Origin of the sequence: Nostoc sp. MS1 (genome assembly GCF_019976755.1) — a bacterium.
Taxonomy (GTDB): domain Bacteria; phylum Cyanobacteriota; class Cyanobacteriia; order Cyanobacteriales; family Nostocaceae; genus Trichormus.
Genome location: NZ_AP023441.1, coordinates 3,303,302 through 3,320,865 on the forward strand (window position 1 = coordinate 3,303,302; position 17,564 = coordinate 3,320,865).

Annotated in this window: 16 protein-coding genes; 7 read left to right on the top strand and 9 right to left on the bottom strand. The window is 38.8% G+C overall.

The window, feature by feature from the left end:
• Window positions 1-36 precede the first annotated feature (36 nt).
• Complete coding sequence (locus tag NSMS1_RS14285) at window positions 37-915, top strand: aspartoacylase (RefSeq protein WP_224094448.1); 879 nt, start codon at window positions 37-39, stop codon at window positions 913-915.
• Window positions 916-974: 59 nt separating this feature from the next.
• On the opposite strand, the gene NSMS1_RS14290 is transcribed toward NSMS1_RS14285, so the two are convergent.
• Together NSMS1_RS14290 and NSMS1_RS14295 are read right to left on the bottom strand one after the other, a co-directional pair.
• A complete protein-coding gene (locus tag NSMS1_RS14290) occupies window positions 975-1,859 on the bottom strand; it encodes a succinate--CoA ligase subunit alpha (protein WP_224094457.1) in 885 nt (294 codons plus the stop codon).
• Window positions 1,860-1,968: 109 nt separating this feature from the next.
• A complete protein-coding gene (locus tag NSMS1_RS14295) occupies window positions 1,969-3,204 on the bottom strand; it encodes a succinate--CoA ligase subunit beta (RefSeq protein WP_224094460.1) in 1,236 nt (411 codons plus the stop codon).
• A gap of 648 nt (window positions 3,205-3,852) precedes the next feature.
• On the opposite strand from NSMS1_RS14295, the gene NSMS1_RS14300 reads away from it, so the two are divergent.
• Entirely contained in the window at window positions 3,853-5,631 is a 1,779-nt protein-coding gene (locus NSMS1_RS14300; RefSeq protein ID WP_224094462.1) for a hypothetical protein, read from the top strand.
• 94 nt (window positions 5,632-5,725) lie between these two features.
• Here the strand turns inward: NSMS1_RS14300 and NSMS1_RS14305 are convergent, their stop codons facing one another.
• Window positions 5,726-6,946 (bottom strand): FecR family protein, encoded by a 1,221-nt coding sequence (locus NSMS1_RS14305; protein WP_224094464.1) that lies wholly within the window; start codon window positions 6,944-6,946, stop codon window positions 5,726-5,728.
• 294 nt (window positions 6,947-7,240) lie between these two features.
• Between NSMS1_RS14305 and NSMS1_RS14310 the strand changes: the two genes are divergently transcribed.
• A complete protein-coding gene (locus tag NSMS1_RS14310) occupies window positions 7,241-8,554 on the top strand; it encodes a hypothetical protein (RefSeq protein ID WP_224094466.1) in 1,314 nt (437 codons plus the stop codon).
• Window positions 8,555-8,703: 149 nt separating this feature from the next.
• Here NSMS1_RS14310 and NSMS1_RS14315 read toward each other — a convergent pair whose 3' ends face one another.
• Together NSMS1_RS14315 and NSMS1_RS14320 are read right to left on the bottom strand one after the other, a co-directional pair.
• Window positions 8,704-8,979 (bottom strand): hypothetical protein, encoded by a 276-nt coding sequence (locus NSMS1_RS14315; protein ID WP_224094468.1) that lies wholly within the window; start codon window positions 8,977-8,979, stop codon window positions 8,704-8,706.
• Between the two features lie 24 nt (window positions 8,980-9,003).
• Window positions 9,004-9,240 carry a hypothetical protein gene (locus NSMS1_RS14320; protein WP_224094470.1) on the bottom strand — a complete coding sequence of 79 codons (237 nt, stop codon included), beginning with the start codon at window positions 9,238-9,240 and terminating at the stop codon, window positions 9,004-9,006.
• 456 nt (window positions 9,241-9,696) lie between these two features.
• On the opposite strand from NSMS1_RS14320, the gene NSMS1_RS14325 reads away from it, so the two are divergent.
• Window positions 9,697-9,885, top strand: coding sequence for a hypothetical protein (locus NSMS1_RS14325; RefSeq protein ID WP_224094479.1), 189 nt, complete (start codon window positions 9,697-9,699; stop codon window positions 9,883-9,885).
• 198 nt (window positions 9,886-10,083) lie between these two features.
• Here NSMS1_RS14325 and NSMS1_RS14330 read toward each other — a convergent pair whose 3' ends face one another.
• Window positions 10,084-10,272, bottom strand: a complete 189-nt coding sequence (locus tag NSMS1_RS14330) for a hypothetical protein (protein WP_224094481.1) — start codon at window positions 10,270-10,272, stop codon at window positions 10,084-10,086.
• 205 nt (window positions 10,273-10,477) lie between these two features.
• Window positions 10,478-11,296 (bottom strand): sulfurtransferase, encoded by an 819-nt coding sequence (locus NSMS1_RS14335; RefSeq protein ID WP_224094489.1) that lies wholly within the window; start codon window positions 11,294-11,296, stop codon window positions 10,478-10,480.
• A gap of 163 nt (window positions 11,297-11,459) precedes the next feature.
• Between NSMS1_RS14335 and NSMS1_RS14340 the strand changes: the two genes are divergently transcribed.
• The 3 genes from NSMS1_RS14340 to glmU all read left to right on the top strand — a co-directional run bounded on the left by NSMS1_RS14340 (window position 11,460) and on the right by glmU (window position 15,826).
• Window positions 11,460-12,386, top strand: coding sequence for a tRNA (5-methylaminomethyl-2-thiouridine)(34)-methyltransferase MnmD (locus NSMS1_RS14340; RefSeq protein ID WP_224094491.1), 927 nt, complete (start codon window positions 11,460-11,462; stop codon window positions 12,384-12,386).
• A 594-nt stretch (window positions 12,387-12,980) separates the two neighbouring features.
• Entirely contained in the window at window positions 12,981-14,198 is a 1,218-nt protein-coding gene (locus NSMS1_RS14345; RefSeq protein ID WP_224094493.1) for a two-component system response regulator, read from the top strand.
• A 272-nt stretch (window positions 14,199-14,470) separates the two neighbouring features.
• Window positions 14,471-15,826, top strand: coding sequence for a bifunctional UDP-N-acetylglucosamine diphosphorylase/glucosamine-1-phosphate N-acetyltransferase GlmU (gene glmU / locus NSMS1_RS14350; protein ID WP_224094495.1), 1,356 nt, complete (start codon window positions 14,471-14,473; stop codon window positions 15,824-15,826).
• 261 nt (window positions 15,827-16,087) lie between these two features.
• On the opposite strand, the gene NSMS1_RS14355 is transcribed toward glmU, so the two are convergent.
• Both NSMS1_RS14355 and NSMS1_RS14360 read right to left on the bottom strand, forming a co-directional pair.
• Window positions 16,088-16,426, bottom strand: coding sequence for a P-II family nitrogen regulator (locus tag NSMS1_RS14355; protein WP_017749852.1), 339 nt, complete (start codon window positions 16,424-16,426; stop codon window positions 16,088-16,090).
• Window positions 16,427-16,829: 403 nt separating this feature from the next.
• Window positions 16,830-17,468: a hypothetical protein gene (locus NSMS1_RS14360; RefSeq protein ID WP_224094496.1), complete on the bottom strand. Its 639-nt coding sequence runs from the start codon at window positions 17,466-17,468 to the stop codon at window positions 16,830-16,832.
• Window positions 17,469-17,564: the final 96 nt, after the last annotated feature.

A 17,564-nucleotide genomic window follows, 5' to 3' on the forward strand; every position in this document is an offset into this window, starting at 1 on the left:
TCTGCTTACAAAGAAATATCATTTCGGGAGTTATTCATGCAGAAAATTAATCGTGTTGCCATTGTTGGCGGCACTCACGGCAATGAATTTACAGGTGCATTTCTAGTTAAGAAGTTTGAAAAGTATCCTAATTTAATTCAAAAATCTAGTTTTGAGACTTTAACTATATTAGGAAATCCCAAAGCTTTTAAGACAGGTAAACGCTACATTGAGAAAGATTTAAATAGATGTTTTTTAGAAGAAAACTTGCAAAATCTTCATCTCTCTAGCTATGAAGATATAAGAGCCAAAGAAATAACTGCAATTCTTAAAGAAGATAACCAAACAAAAGTAGATGTAATCATTGATTTACACAGTACAACAGCCAATATGGGCTTGAGTATTATTTTAGGTAATCAGCATCCATTTCTATTACAATTATCTACCTATTTAACTGCTATTAATCCTTTAGTAAAAGTTTGTTTTACTATTCCTGAAAATGGCAGTAATTTTCTTCGTTCCCTAAGTGAGATGGGTTTTGTCATCGAGGTAGGTGCTGTAGCCCAAGGCGTATTAAATGCAGACCTATTCCAAAAAACTGAGGAACTTATCTATACAATTTTGGATTATTTAGAGAGATATAATTATTCCGACATTACAGAAACCAATCACTCACTAACTCTATATAAATATATAGGTACTCTAGATTATCCTAGAAACGAAAATGGTGAAATTCAGGCAATGATTCACCCCGATCTACAATTTCGTGACTACGAGCCATTAAATCCTGGTGATCCGCTATTTTTAACTCTAGATGGTGAAGCGATCGCCTACGAAGGCACATCAACAATTTACCCAATTTTTATTAACGAAGCCGCCTATTACGAAAAAGGCATCGCCATGCTATTCACCGAAAAACAAATCCTCAACATTTAGTTAATAGGGAGTGGGGAGTGGACAATGAGTAGTGAACAGTAAACTGAACCTGTCAACTGTCAACTATTAACTGCTTTTTTCAACAACTGCGGAATCAGAGAAGGACGTTCAGCAACAGGAACTTCTGCGGCTTCAAAAGCTGTGATTTTGCTTTGGGCTGTGCCAAAATTAGGTGGACGACCAACAACAGTGGCTAAAGTTCCGGTTTGTCGCCAAGTTTTTCCCGGTCGCGCTTCTCTGCCAGCGATGTAAGCTATGACTGGTTTATCAATTGTTTCAGCAATGTACCGCGCGGCTGCTTCTTCACTACCTCCACCCGGCTGTCCCACTAAAACGATCGCCTCAGTACTATCATCCTCATCAAGAATTTGCAACCATTGCAAAAACGATGAACCAACGATCGCATCACTACCAATACTCACACTGATTGATTGTCCTAAACCAGCTTGTGTTAATTCTCGCGCCACTTCATAAGTCAGGGTGCTGCTACGGCTGACAATACCTACTACTCCAGGTGTATAAAATTCGCTGGGCTGAGTACCTAAAAGAATTTTACCTGGAACAATAATCCCTGGACTGTTGGGGCCGACTACCAAAGTTTCGCAGGCTTCAGCCTTGCGGAGTAACTGCACCATATCCAAAGGCGGCACACCAGCAGAAATAATGATAATCTGGCGAATGTAAGAAGCGATCGCTTCTAAAGCTGCATCTAAGACTTGGTAAGGGTGGACACAAATAATTGTCGTGTCAATATTGCCAAATTGCCCTACCACTTCCTCTACCAAATCAAAAACTGGCAGATTATAGAGTTCCTGTCCCCCGCATCCAGGCTGAACTCCAGCAACTAAATTGGTTCCATAAGCTTTCATCTGAGCAATATGACTCGCTGAAATAAATTCACCGAAGCCTTGAATAATCACTTTACTATCTGGCGTTAAGTTCATAGGGGAGAGGGGGGGAGAGGAAAAGGGGGAGTACAGGAGCAGGGGAAAATAACTTTGGACTATGGACTGTTGACTAATGACTGATGACTAATGACAACTGACTCAGATTTTAAGAAACTTTTTTATAAGCTGGGGATTTAGTTAATCTGACTGCTGCTGCTACGGCTGCGTCTAAATCTTCTACTAATATCAATCCATTTTCATGAGTTTGTAAGTCAGTTAAAACATCTTTAGCTGCATCCAGTTCTGAACCCGCTAAACGGACGACTAAATGGGGTGAGAGATTTTGACTACGGCTTTTGCTACCGTTGGACTTGGCCAGTAATGACTGAGTTTCACCTTTATTATTTAATATAAATTGGGCGATCGCTTGTGCTGCTTCTTCTGGTTGGGGAACACTTCCTAGCAGATTAATTAATATCACATGAGTATTGCTGTCAACAGCTAAGGTGTTGAGTCCTTTAACTAGGCGGTCATAAAATGTGGTGGGTGCAGGATCAGTAATTGCTGCATGGCGTAAGTTAAGAGATATCCCTGGTTTACCGCCACTACTGACAACTAAATCATAGGTCGCCATGATAGAACCAGTACCATTACCTAAAATGCCGATTCTACCTTGTGCATCTAAACTTTTTAACTCACCCGCACGCCCATTAGTTATGCTTCTTTTATGTTGACGATTATTTGTTTTTTCTGCCATTGCAGCAATTTCTGGATGTCTGCCAATGGAACGTTCGTTGACTCTGACTTTACCATTGAGCGCCATCACTTCACCAGCAAGGTTGACACCCAGAGGATTAATTTCTACTAAGTCCAAGTCTTTCTGTACAAATAACTGGTACATTTTTTCTAACACCGTGCTGACAGATTGAATCAGCGTACCTTGCAGACCCATTTTTAATGCTAGTCTACGAGCGTAGAAAGGTGAAAAGTCTTGTTCAACAACCACATACTGCATTTTTTGATCGGCTAATTCCAAATCAATATTTGCTTCTGTGGAACCTAACAGCACCGGACGACAAATTGCAGTATCTAAAACTACAGCTAAATAAAATTCTTGCTGGGCATCATACTTAGATTCAGCTAATAAAACTTCTGGTAATTCGCCCCATATTGATAGATTAAAGATATTTTGAGCGGCGGCGATCGCATCAATCGTAGTTTCTACCATTCTCACACCGCCGACTTTCTCCCGTTCCCCGGCGTGAACTTGAGATTTCAGCACTATCGGGTAGCGAATTTTCAGGCGTTTTAAATCTGTAGGATGGTCTATTCTTTGAGATGGCAATACAGGAATGCCTATTTCCCCAAACCATTCTTTAACTTGATACTCTAATAAATCCATTGTTAATGCACCTTATATTGACACTTCTAGAGAATTTTTATGGTGCTATTTCCTATTTTTTAAACGCACCCTCATCATCTAATCAACCTTTAACTCACTAACAAAACCGATTTTTTATGTATTAATTTTATCGAATTTACTCAATAGAGCAAATTAATTTATATCATTATTCACTTAAATTTGCTTTTTCTTGAAGTAATTCATCCTATCAGTAAATATACAGTAATAGCTAGAGGCTAGAGGCTAGCTAGTAAATCAAAAATATTTGTTGCTTGGAGGTAATGTTTGCCCATATTTAGCTGTTGATAAAGAGCGCTACATAACTCATACTAGCGTCCAGTCTTTCATTTCTAGCCTCTAGCCTGTTTTCTCAGCAATCAAAAAATCTATTATGCCCATTTATTAATTTGTAGTTTCTACTACAAGCTAGATTATAAAATTTAATCACAAGTCTCTGAAACACCAATACTACTAATCATTTTAGGTTATGTTTATTTGGTGAAAATTCAGAAGTTGTGTTAGAAAGTTGGTCTATCAGATTTTACGGTTATGGTTGGTTACACTGTGCATCTGTATTCAACGAACGAACAACTTCCTTTTTCTGCCACGGATACAAAAAATTATATAGAAGATCAGCAGGAAAGCTCTATGACAGTAGCAGTCCAGCAGGAAGATTTACAGCTATTAAGCCGAACTCTGCAAGAACAATTTCTGGCTGAGGTTCCTTCCGGCGAGTTTTTCCAGATTAAATGTGCTGTCAATAAGGATGAGCTAATGGTTTTGGCTCAACATCCAGTTAGTGTTAAAGCCGATACACAACAAATTTTTGCAGTACTTGAGGAAGCACTCCAATCATTACCACCTTATCGTGACCAGAAAGTCCAATGTTTTCTGCGAATGACGGGTGAAAAACTGCCTTACGCTAAACGTTCCCTCATCATGAAGGGACATGGACAACAGAAAAACCCCATCTTTAATAGAGATGAGCCAGACCAGAAAGAATTGCTAGAGGAAGAACCAATATCTTCATCATCGTTAGTATTTCCACCACATTATTCAGATCCAGATGATGTAGCCGCAGAGCAAGAGGAAGTATTTGACCCCTTAGCGGGTACGCCAGATTTACTTACAACTCCACCCAAGCGTTCAGTAAGTCCGATTTTATTATCAGCTTTGCTAGGAATTACTGTATTAAGTGGTGCTGGTGGTTACTTTATAACTCGTCCTTGTGTTATGTCTATGTGTCAGGAGTTGCAAGCCGGACAGGAACTCAACACTCAGTTTCGACAATTAATTAGTCGTGCTAAATCCACAAATGAACTAACAACAGTACAACAACAACTAGAAACAACGAGTGCAGCTTTAGCTGTCATTCCTGGTTGGTCATCTTATCACCAACAAGCAGAAGAACTCAAAACTAGTCTATCTGGACAAGCACAAAGAATCAGCCAAGTTACCCAAGCTTTACAGGCGGCCTCAGCAGCAGAGGAAAAAATGCAAACACCCGCCAACAACCAAGCAGAGTTGCAAGCTAGACAACAACTATGGCGACAAGCGATAACACCATTGGAAGCAATCAGCCCTAATAATGATTTGTATAGACTGGTGCAGCCAAAATTGCTGAAATATCGTATTCAGTTACAAAATATTAATCAACAAATACTGGCACAAGAAAAATGGCAGAAAAAATTAATAGATGCTAAGGGTGTAGCTAGTGTAGCCAATAAGTGGGAAACAACAGCCAAAACTCTGCAAGATTGGCAGAAGGTGCAATCTACTTGGCAAGTAGCAGTTAATGCCTTGAATGTGATTCCACCATCAAGTCCAGCATCTAGTGAAGCGCAACAACTTTTATTAGAATATAGACCAAAATTGGCCAGAGCGCGCGATCGCGTCACCATTGAACAATTAGCAGGCAAAAGCTACCAACAACTTTTAATCATAGCGAGTCAAGCCAAAGCCTACGAACAAAAACAAGAATGGCAAGCAGCCGTTATTTATTGGCAACAAGCTGTCCAAACTGCTAAACAAATTTCCAATAATAGCTTGTATTACACTCAAGCGCAGAGTTTAATTGCCCCATATTCAGCCTCTCTCCAGCAGGCACAAGAAAAACTCCAGTTAAATAATAGTTGGCAACAAACCCGCGCTGATTTAAATAAAACTTGTAATAGTGACATAAGAATTTGTACCTTTACCGTAGACGAGAAAGGTATCATGGTCAAAATTACCCCAGAATACGAACAAGTTCTACAAACTAATACACCCCAAAGCAACACTCAAGATGCAGAGTCTGCCGTTGGTGTAGCTAATCATTGGCAAAGATTACAAGAAGCTTTAACCATCATTAGCCAAAACGCTAACCTACCTTTGTTTATTTACAATTCCCAAGACCAGGTAATTTATATGCAAACACCCGGAGGTTAGGGAGTGGGAAATAGGTGTGTCAGTTAACAGTTATCAGTGAACAGTTAACATATCTGTCCACGGTTTTATTTTGGATGAATAAGCTCAATAAATACTAAGGAGGTGGAGCCGGTTCATCGTCACGCGGAGTTTCTGGTTGTGGAGTTGGCGTTGGAGTTGGCGGAGTTGGCGGAGTTGGCGTTGGCGTAATTTCTGGTTGTGGAGTTGGAGATGGCGTAATTTCTGGTTGTGGAGTTGGAGGTTGTGGGGTTGGAGGTGGCGTAGTTTGATTACCGTTACCACGGTCTTCACCAGCATTACCAACTGGTTTGTCATTACCTGGATTACCAGCAGAATTTCCTCCTGAATTATTACTGTTACCTGGATTCGTATTTATTGGAATTGGAGTAACTGTTGGGTTATTACTGGGATTGTTACTTACACTGTCTACATTATTTGTTGGTCGCTGTGCATTATGAAACAGAACTTCTCCTGTTTCTATTAAAGAATTAACCAGCGAATCATCTGGTGTGGAATTTACTTGCTCAGATTCCTCATTGGTAACGGTAGGGGAGGTGGTAGTTAGTTTTAAAAAAGCAGGGTTTTCTACCACTCCTTGACCTGTAACTGGTGACTGTGTTGCTAAAGCGGCAATAATTTCTGCTTGTACACTAGCAATAGCTGGATCTACTGTTGCCGAGGGATTTTGTCTAGTTAAATCTAACCCCTCAGTTAACTCACTTGTTTCATAAAAATTTCGTAAATCAAAATCGTATAAACCTTGGAATTGACCTTTAACTATAACTAAAAGTTGACCTGCTTGTAATGACTGAGTTTGTGATGCGTTCTTATTAGAAACTGCTATGCCACTATTTGTTAGCGCCCCAACAATTGTAGTATCTGTTTTTTGGTCATAACGGACAAATAATGCAGAGCCACGAATAGCGGCTGTTGCACTTGGTGTTTGAATACGTGTTTGCCCTCTTCCCGGTGGAATTAGTAGTAATACTGTTCCATTGGACAATCTAAAATTTCGAGTCCTTGGCATAAACTGAAAAACTGCTTGTTCACCAATCCGCGCCAAAGAGCCATCGTTAAAACGCAAATCTGCTAAAGAAGCTCGACCAGTTGCTAGGCCATCGCCTGGAATTATGGCATCTGCTGGTTTTGCTGGACGCTTATTCTGAGAATTACGGAGAATCAATTGTACGAAATTACGAAGACTTTGAATTTCCGCACGAGTTAAAGGAGTATTGGCATCTACTTGAGGTGACGCTATAAATACCGTTAACCCGTATAATAAGATTGAAAATAATGGTAACAGCTTTAAACGCATAATCAAGAATAATAAAAATTGAATTGTGATTAGGTGAGAAAATTAAATCTAAATTGCGTGTTAGTATTTCATTTGTTTTTGGATTTAGTTGAATGTGTTTGCTACTAATCACTAAATACTGACAAAAATCCTATGTTTGTGAGTAAAGTTTTTATTATGCTAATTTTGACAGATGGATACGGCTTTTTCAATTAAAAAAAATAAATTTTTCCTAAATTCTATATATTAAATATTTGAGAAAAATCCGTGGATTTAAGTATAATATAAAAACTCATATTCAATTCATCTATTAAGATGTGTTTCTCTGGCTGGAAGAAATATTTATTAACCATTGTCTTAGCTTCAATTAGCCCTAGCATTTACTGCATAGGTGCAGATGCTGCATCGATTCAGCCGTCTGATAAATTAAAGTGTTGTAACGAGTTAGTCCAGCAAAAAATAATTTTTACCAAGCTAGAAAATAATGATGAAATATGCCAATCGTATCAGATAAAAGCTAATATTTCTCAATTGCCACAATACCATATGTTTGACATGGCATTTACACAACAGATGCCGTTAGGTACTACACAAACGACATTGCTCACCGCTCAAGACGTTGATAATCCCAGGACTAGCCAAGTCAATGAAGAGTCTCCACAGTTAGAAGGACAACCAAGTAACCTCTCTCCACCTGACCAAAAACCAATAGAGCAATTATTAGAGTCTCCAATAGACAACAATGACAGGCTAGAGAGACTCAGGCGCAGGTTACGGCAAAAACAGCCAACCTCACAAACCGAAAGCAGCCAGGAATTAGGATTACGAATCAGACAAAGACCTTTACCGCCACCAATTGAACAGCCACCACTACCACCGGAAGAAACTGTATCCAGTTTTAAACCCATAGGTTCTTTGCAAGCTTATGTGGGTTATTTCCATAGCGATAATATTTTTTCATCTAATGTTTTACCTACAGATGATGGTTTGTTTTTTTATGGATTGAGGTTAGCTTCAGCTTACTTTCCTATAGGAAAAAAGACTTATATAAATGGTTCGATTGATGGTAATTTAATTCGTTACTCAGACCAATCAAAGTATAATTATAATCAATTAGTATTTAATTTAGGAATTTATCAACAGTTAGCCAAGCGGATGTATGGTGAAGTTGGTTGGACTAATCAACAATTGTTTTATGCTAGAAACAGTGAGTTTTTCCAAGCTGGCGATCGCTTCTTAAATGAGAACTCTTTGTATGCGTCATTAGGTAGGAGAGATCCTATTACTGACAAGCTGATGTTTGATAGTTATTACGAATTTAGTTGGAAACTAGCAGATCCAGAAAGTCGTAGCCGCATAGTTAACTCTTTGTGGCTATCTTTAAGTTACTATCTGCAAAAACCCCTACAGGTAGGTGTAAACTACCAGTTAATTTTATCAGACTTTTCAGAGCGCGATCGCAGCGACCAATATCATCGTTTATATGGCAGTATAATTTACCGCCTATCAAATTCTAGTAGCCTCAATTTTCAGACTGGCTATAGCTTTGGCGACTCCACAGCTAACAACATCGACTTTGAAAGCTGGTTTTTAAACATTAGCTATAATCTAAAAATTGGTGAGTTTTAAAATCAGTCAACAGTCGTAACCTCAAGATTTAGGTTTGAGACTATGGAAGATGGACTAATGACTATGGACGAATAGCACTAAGATAAGCTTTAACCTTTACCAATTAAGCAGTTTTTAATTGTTTATTGCTCAATTAGCCAAGCATAACTTTAATCCTGCGAGTTCTCAGATACCGCTATTGTTTTAATTAAACGGTGTAGCAAACGGCAAGGCCAAATGCAAGCACCACAAGCACTTACAGAAACAAGGACAACAAAAACACGCCAGTTCTGTTCAAGTTGATTATTAGGCTTTGATGAGTGAGATTGTATATCATTGATGATTTCGGGCAAAGAATGAAATAGCTGACTGGCGGTGCTGATCCCTTCAATCGTTGCTCCAATTAGATAAGCTACAAGGGCAATACCTAGCCAGTGATTTATCATATTTAATTTAGGAATTTTTTTGGACTAATGATTTTCTGCCTCAAACGAGAATCTGCTTTCGGCAGTGTCTCGAATTAAAGGTAGTTTAGATGTTATGTAAGTGTTAATGCTAGTATCTGCCTGTATATCAACTTCCTGTTTATTGTTTAATTTTTGGATAAGCAACTGTACTAAGGCTACATCATCAAACTGGAGTAGGGTGCTGACATTAGTAGACTCGATTACAGCCCAAAGCTGTTGCATCATTTTTGTAGTGATCATGAGTCTCTAACCTCTTAAGCTTTTCTTTATATTTGCACAGTTTTCTTGTTTGTGCCTAATTTTGGTGAAACAATTAATCAATCAATACAATTACACCGCTATCAGGGTATTAGCTGCCAGCAGAGAAAACAAAAGTTTCAGTGCCAAATATAAAGATTTAATAGGGATGAAGCGTTGATAATTATTTATGAAAACTTATGGTACATAGGGATTGTAGAGGATAATTGACTGATATTTACCCATGACTTACTTTTGGATAATGTTATGCTGAGATAATTGAGCGTTACTTTTGAATTATGTAATTAACCACACTTAGTATCTGATTAATCTAAATCTATACGTCTTATGAGCGCAAGACTATCTAATCGTATCTATCTTAAGGATTAGTTATACGATTGAGTAGGGGGTAGTTATCTGTAGTAATGCCCTAACAGAAAATATTAAAAAGGTGAGCATGTGGCAACAGTAAAGTATAAGCAAACAGGAAAATATCTTCCTCCTAACATACTTATTTCAGGAATATGTTTTGTACCTGGAATAACTGAAATTAGTGGCGAACAGCTAACTGAAATACGGCAGCTTATTAAGAGTGACCGAATGCTTCAGCATTATTTGGAACAGAAAATTCTGGTTATTCAAGAATAACTTCTACATAATAGAAACTCTAAAAAACAGATGCTTCTCAACACAAAAGAACTCTCTTGTGAGCTTTTACACTTGCAACAGCATCTGAAGTAGAACGCTTGGCAGGTGTAAAAGGAACTTTTACTACGACCTTAAATATTTCTTATCTTATAACTCCTCTTATATTGCAGAGTTAAAGATAGGAACATCACAAGATGATTAGCCAATTAATTTAATGACACCTTGAGTAACAAAATCTTCAAGCTGAGAATTGTGCTGTATTTGTTCGCGGACTAACCTAATCTGCTCGTGACTGAGAATATGTAATCCTGGACGGATCACATAACCATCGATAATAACATTTTGCGGTTGCTGGCTGTTAGTGCGATTGTAAGTAATTGAAGGCATATTTGTACCTAGATAAATGAAAACTGATACAGTTGTGAATTTTTCGCTCTTTTGTCTATAGCTTTACACAATTTCTTAGCCTGGGTGAATTTTTGAGCAACAGCTGAGTTTTTTTTATGCAGATCAATAAGCCAGCACATGAGGATAGTTATTACTGGGGTGATGTTGGGAAAAATTTTATTGCTATTGGACTATGGACTAATGACTAATAACTAATCCAATCACTCCAACTACCCGCATAAAGTTTACCAGTATGAATGCCTGCTAACTCTAAAGACAATAAATTCACACAAGCTGTTACACCGGAACCACAATAAACTAAAATTTCTGCGGTTGTGGCTAGATTTTGCCATCTTTGACTATGTTCTGTAGATGGAATTAAGTAGCCTTTCGCATCTGTTACTTCCATCCAAGGATAATTAACTGCACCAGGGATATGGCCAGCGATTTTATCAATAGGTTCTCGTTCTCCTCTGTAGCGATCGCTCTCTCTTGAGTCTACCAAAACTACTGACGGTAAATCTTTACGAGTTTTGACATCTGTAATATCTACTAACAGTTGTGGCTGTATTTGCGGCACAAAGTTAGCTGTTTTAAATTGAGGAATAATATCAGTAATAGGATAGCCTGCTTGTTGCCATTGGCTAAAACCTCCATTTAGCACCGCTACCTGTTCGTGTCCTAAATAGCGTAGTAACCACCAAAGACGAGATGCAAAAGCAAAGCGAGAGTCATCATAAGCAACAACTAAAGTTTTTTGGAACTCTACCCCAATATTTGCTAACTTCTTAGCTAGGTCATCAGGGTTAGGTAAAGGATGTCTTCCCCCATGTTCACTTACAGGACTAGAAAGATCCAAGTTTAAATCTAAATAGTAAGCTCCCTGTATATGACTCATTTTGTACTGTTGCTGTCCTAATTGTGGCTCTGCTAGAGAAAAGCGACAATCGACAATAACGACTTGTGGATCTTGAAGATGTTGTAACAACCAATTTGGTGAAACCACAGATTGAATCTCAGGCATAATTACAGTAGTTTTCTTTTGGATCAATTACAAGATTATAGGTTTTGAGGTAGGAGTTATAAACTTCTGATACCTAACAATCTATTATTTCGTACCTCACTTACTTGCAAACTGCTGTAATTCAAAATTTATAATGTTTTATATTTTTATTCTCACCTAATTTATGCCAAACTTTGAAAACTTTATTCCCCAAGCCACAGCCGATGGCTCTTTTACCTTCTTTTCTCAACAATTCAATGAAGCTTTTCACAGCCATTTTGGAGCCAAGCAGGAAAGTTTTTTCAAGTTTGTTAGTCCTACTCAACTAGAGATAGTTGCTCACCAACCAATTTTGCGGTTATTAGATATTTGTTATGGTCTAGGATACAATACAGCCGCCGCTTTAGAAACAATTTGGCGAATAAATCCTCATTGTTATGTCGAGTTAATAGGTTTAGAATTGAATCCTTCTGTCCCACAAGCAGCTATCAATCATAAGCTATTCGACAATTGGAACTATGAACACACAGATATTTTGACTCAGTTGGCATTTAAGCAAGAAGTGCAAACAGAACGCCTCCAAGGAAAACTTTTAATTGGAGATGCCAGAGATGCCATTAGTAGCGTACATCAGTTAGGTTTTCAAGCTGATGCTATTTTTTTAGACCCCTTTTCGCCGCCTCAGTGTCCACAACTATGGACTGTTGAATTTATTCAAAAAGTAGCCCTGTGTTTACACGTAGATGGTTTGTTAGCAACTTACTCTTGTGCGGCAGCTGTGCGTACAGCACTTTTGACAGCCGGACTACAGATAGGTTCGACTCCACCAGTCGGGAGGCGATCGCCTGGAACTGTCGCAGCACATCCTCAAAACTCCAGATTCCATACACATTCAATACTTCCTCCTCTGTCTTACGCTGAGAAGGAACATTTATTAACCCGTGCAGCCATTCCTTACCACGATCCTTATCTGAATGATCAGGCTACCATCATTGTGCAGCGCCGACAACAAGAGCAACAAGCAAGTTCATTAGAGCCTACATCCCGTTGGCGCAAACGTTGTATGACTCAGGCACTACCCGATTTTTTCAGCAGAATAGGCGGTTCGTAGTTAAAATTACGTATTAATGCTTCAGTTTAAAGATGAAAATTCAGTAATATTGCTGAGTTAAATTGTCTATTACAAATATTTACTGATGATTAACTAAAAAATTTTACAAAATTGAGATAAATTCTTCAGCAAATTGAAGTACTTATATTAAGTTTGTATAATTTACGTATTAATTCATACGTAATTTTGCAGTTTTTCTTGTTGAATAAAGGTTTACTCAAATTATAGAAATGCTGAAAATTTTTTATTTTGTTTACAAATAAAATCTTGTAATTGAAACTTTCTTAGCAAAATCATAAATTAAACAAATATAATTTTTTTGAAAAGCTATTAAGTTAGGTAATCTCAGTAAAAAACCTGATTGAATATTGGCAATAATTTATCATACTAAAGTAATCAACTATAAATCTTATGGAGAAATTCCTGCTCCTAAAATCATTCTTTTATCATCGTACATAAAAATTATTCTACATTAACTCAAAGAGTAAGTTGAAGACAGGGTGTAAACCTTGTTAAAAATTAGTTGAATATGAATAGCTACTCATTGTTTAAAGTCAAACACTATTAAATATTTAAAATGATTGGGGTACTTGTGTGATTAAGAGGAGTGGTAACTATACAGGTTCGACTGAACATGACTTTAGTGGGTCAGACTCCCCAAAGAAAAGAGATAGTATTGCTTCAAATCAGGTTATGAACTTAGATGACACTAAAGATAGCGCCTTAAACTTGCCCCAAGATAAATCTTTGGTTACGGAAAGCGAAACAGCTACTGCTTGGCTAAAACCTGGTATGAATTGTGTTTACGACCCTTTAATCCCTCAAACAATACAAACCCAAATTTCTCAAGTGAACGGCTTTGATGCAGAATCGCCGAAAATTCTGGTAGTTGATGATCATAGCGTCAGTCGCATGACTGCCGTTACCCTTTTGGGTATGGAAGGCTATGCAGTAATTGAAGCCGACGGTGGCATAGCGGCAATAGAAATGGTAAGGCAACAAAAGCCTGATCTCATCTTGTTAGATGTGATGATGCCTGGAATGGATGGGTTTGAAGTATGTCGAATACTCAAGCAGGATGAACACACTCGACTAATACCTGTAATTTTTATTACGGCTTTAAATGATAGGCGATCGCGTATTCGTGGTATCGAAGTAGGGGCAGACGATTTTTTAAGTAAACCTTTTGACCGGGTAGAATTAACAGCGCGTGTTAAATCTTTGGTACAGCAGAAACTGTTAAACGAAGATTTAGACCATGCAGCACAAGTACTATTTTCCATAGCTAGTACTATTGAAAGCCGTGATCCTAATACTGGCGACCATTGCGATCGCTTAATTAGGTTAGGAAGAGCCTTTGGGGAATCTCTAAATCTCTCCCGCTACCAAATTCGGGATTTGATGTGGGGTGGTTATCTTCACGATATTGGTAAGGTAGGTATTCCTGATGCCGTGCTATTGAAAACAGGCAAACTTACGCCCGAAGAATGGGTAACTATGAAGCAACACGTTTTAATTGGGGAAAAAATCTGCAAACCTCTACGGAGTATGCAGGGTGTAATACCTATCATTCGCCATCATCATGAACGCTGGAATGGTTCAGGTTATCCTGATGGACTCAAAGAAGATGAAATTCCCCAAATAGTCCAAATATTTCAGATTATTGATATCTATGACGCATTAACAAGCGAACGTCCTTATAAAAAAGCTTTTACCACCGAAGAAGCATTATCCATAATGTTTGAGGAAACAAAATCCGGCTGGCGTAACCCTAAACTTATGAAACAGTTTGCCGAGTTTATTCTTTTATAGTCAGCAGAAGTTGGGGAGTGATGAGTGATGTTAGCGGTAGCGGCGCGTTTAGCGCGTGCTGAGTTTTGTTAGCGGTAGCGGGGCGTTCAGCCCGTGCTAAGAAATTTTGAATTTTGTAGCTTGCTTCTCTGTTCGCGGTAGCGTCCCGTAGGGAAGGAGTATTTTGAATTTTGAATTGATATACCTCCTGCCTCATTAGCTGCTATGATTTGAGCCTAAATCTCTAAGTAACAAGCGCAACAGCGCGATTCATTGAAAGCTCATAGCTAATTATGGTAGTCGTAGCAATACTAGCAGCAGGACGCGGCACAAGAATGAAATCGGACTTACCCAAGGTATTACACTCTTTGGGTGGGCAATCAATAGTCGAAAGAGTTATTGCCAGCGTAGATCCGCTTTCACCTTCACGACGGCTTGTCATTGTCGGGTATCAGGCTGAACAAGTTAAATCAGGTCTTCAGTCTCCTAGTTTGGAGTTTGTGGAACAAACTGTGCAGTTAGGAACAGGTCACGCCATCCAACAATTACTTCCCCATCTTGAGGGTTATACCGGGGATTTGCTAGTACTGAATGGTGATGTGCCACTGTTACGCACTCAAACCTTAGAACAGCTATTAAAAACACACCAACAATATAAAAACGCTGCCACTATTTTGACAGCCCACATACCTAACCCTAAAGGCTATGGACGGGTTTTCTGTAACGGTGACAATATTGTCCAACAAATTGTTGAAGATAAAGATTGTTCCACTGCCCAAAAGCAAAATCATCGCATTAACGCGGGAATTTATTGTTTCCGTTGGGAAAATTTGGCAAAAGTGCTGCCTCATTTGCAAGCGAACAATGCTCAAAAAGAATATTACCTTACCGATGCTGTTACCCAAGTAGGTCAGGTAATGGCGGTAGATGTAGAGGATTATCAAGAAATACTAGGCATTAACGATCGCCTGCAATTAGCCACAGCTTACGAGATTTTGCAAAGGCGAGTCAAAGAACAATGGATGATGGCTGGTGTCACTCTTATAGACCCCAACAGCATTACGATTGATGACACCGTAGAATTAGAACCTGATGTAATTATTGAGCCGCAAACTCATCTGCGGGGCAATACAGTAATTAAAACAGGATGTCGGATTGGGCCAGGCAGTTTCATCGAAAATAGCCAGTTAGGGGCAAATGTTACCATCCAGTACTCAGTAGTAACTGATGGTGTCATCCAAGATGGCGCGAGAATTGGCCCCTATGCTCATTTGCGTGGTCATGCCCAAGTTGGTGCTAATTGCCGTATTGGGAATTTTGTTGAGTTGAAGAATACCGAGTTGGGCGATCGCACCAACGTTGCTCATTTATCTTATTTAGGTGATACCACTGCGGGAACCCAGGTAAACATCGGTGCAGGGACAATTACAGCTAACTACGACGGTGTGAAAAAACATCGGACTAAAATTGGCGATCGCACTAAAACAGGTTCCAACAGTGTATTAGTTGCCCCAGTTACTTTAGGTGATGATGTTTATGTAGCAGCCGGTTCCACTGTTACAGAAGATGTCCCTAATAATTCCTTAGTAATTGCCCGGACTCGCCAAGTAGTAAAACCAGGATGGCGCAAGAAAAGCGCGGAATCTTAAGGACTTAGAAATTCTCGGCTTGTTTGAATAATAGATTACAAAAAACCAGATACTTCCTCCAAGAAAATATTTATACCAATTTGAAAAAAGAATCCGACAAATACACAGTCCCAAAGCCTTGTTCTGTATGGATTCCTAATTTTGAATTTTGAATTTTGAATTTTGAATTGGTATTAGTAGGTAGGGCAGGCATTGTCACTATTTTATGGTTTTGATGAGCATTGCCTACCCTACAATTACTTAGCACCCTGAACTCACTACTTAGACTGCTTCGGTATTCTTTTCTCCAGTGCGAATCCGAACCACTTGTTCTACGGGTGAGATGAAGATTTTACCATCGCCGATTTCGCCTGTACGGGCAGCCGCAATAATTTTGTCAACGACCATATCAACTTGGTTATCCTCTACCACAATTTCCACCTTGAGTTTTTGGAGAAACTCAACAGTGTACTCAGAACCGCGATAGCGTTCTGTTTGTCCTTTCTGCCGTCCAAAACCTCGGACTTCAGAAACAGTCATACCGACAATACCCGCATTGACTAAAGCGATTTTTACCTCATCTAACTTAAATGGGCGGATAATTGCTTCTACTTTTTTCACCTTATCGACTCCTGTTATTTATAGGTTCGTTTATATATCTAACCAGATTCCCATGTCTGACACTTTCATCATTCGTCTTATTTTCAAAGATACTTATGAGAATTACAACTTTTTCTAGCCTTATCTGCTTTGTACAAGCAATTTACATCATCATGAATCATTAGCTAATTTTTGATTTTGTAATATTGAACTTATAATTTTTGTGAATTTTTTATGTAGCTTTTGTAACTTATAAAACAATTAGCTCCAACATAAAAAACAGCAAATAGTAGAAGAAATGTCAAGCGTAGAGTTATAGCGCAATGTAAAAAGTAACGCCTAATACCAATTCACAAAAAATTATGATACAAAAGCAAATGCCCAAACCTAGACATAGTATAGGTTTCTTAATTTTGAATTGGTATTAACGACTTTGGTGTTCAAATAGTGGGCGAACAATTAAATATCCAGCACCAAAGGCACTCAGCATAATTAAGATAATGCTGATGACTAACCACCAACTTTTAAATTCTTGAGGCTGCGCTTTTGAGGTAGGAGAAGGATGATAACTCACTTCCTGCTCCTCAATCAAGACGGTTTCCGGTGTCGGAGTAATTATTTCCCCTACCGGAATATAGATATTGGGGCGACGGTTCTTGCTGCTTGAGGGTTGGGGAACGACAGGTTGACGCGACGATGCTCCGCCCGCCATAGGCGATGGCGTTCCGCCCAGCGTAGCTGATCGCACAGCTTGAGAACGCGGCTGTGATTCTGTATATTGATCGATAGGATTATTCATCTCAGGGTGAGAACCAGGAACCCGATAATCTACCACCCTTTGCAGATGTAAAAAAGATTGCACGACTTGACTAATCTCATGTCGTAGTCTTTGATTTTCTTGCGCTAATTGTTGATTTTTTGCCGTAAGGGCATCTAACTTGTCTTGTGTTGCGTTTAATTCCACCGCCAATTCCCGGTATACGTACATAGGTACAGAAGATGGATAGGCTTGAGAGTTGGGTTTTGGCTGATTCCCGTTAACCGAACCAGTATTTATCCGCATTAGTTATTTGGTATCAAAAATAAAGTTATAAGAGTATCAGAAATAGTATCAAAAGATAATTCGCTCTGAAACTAGCCCAAGAATAATAGAAAAATG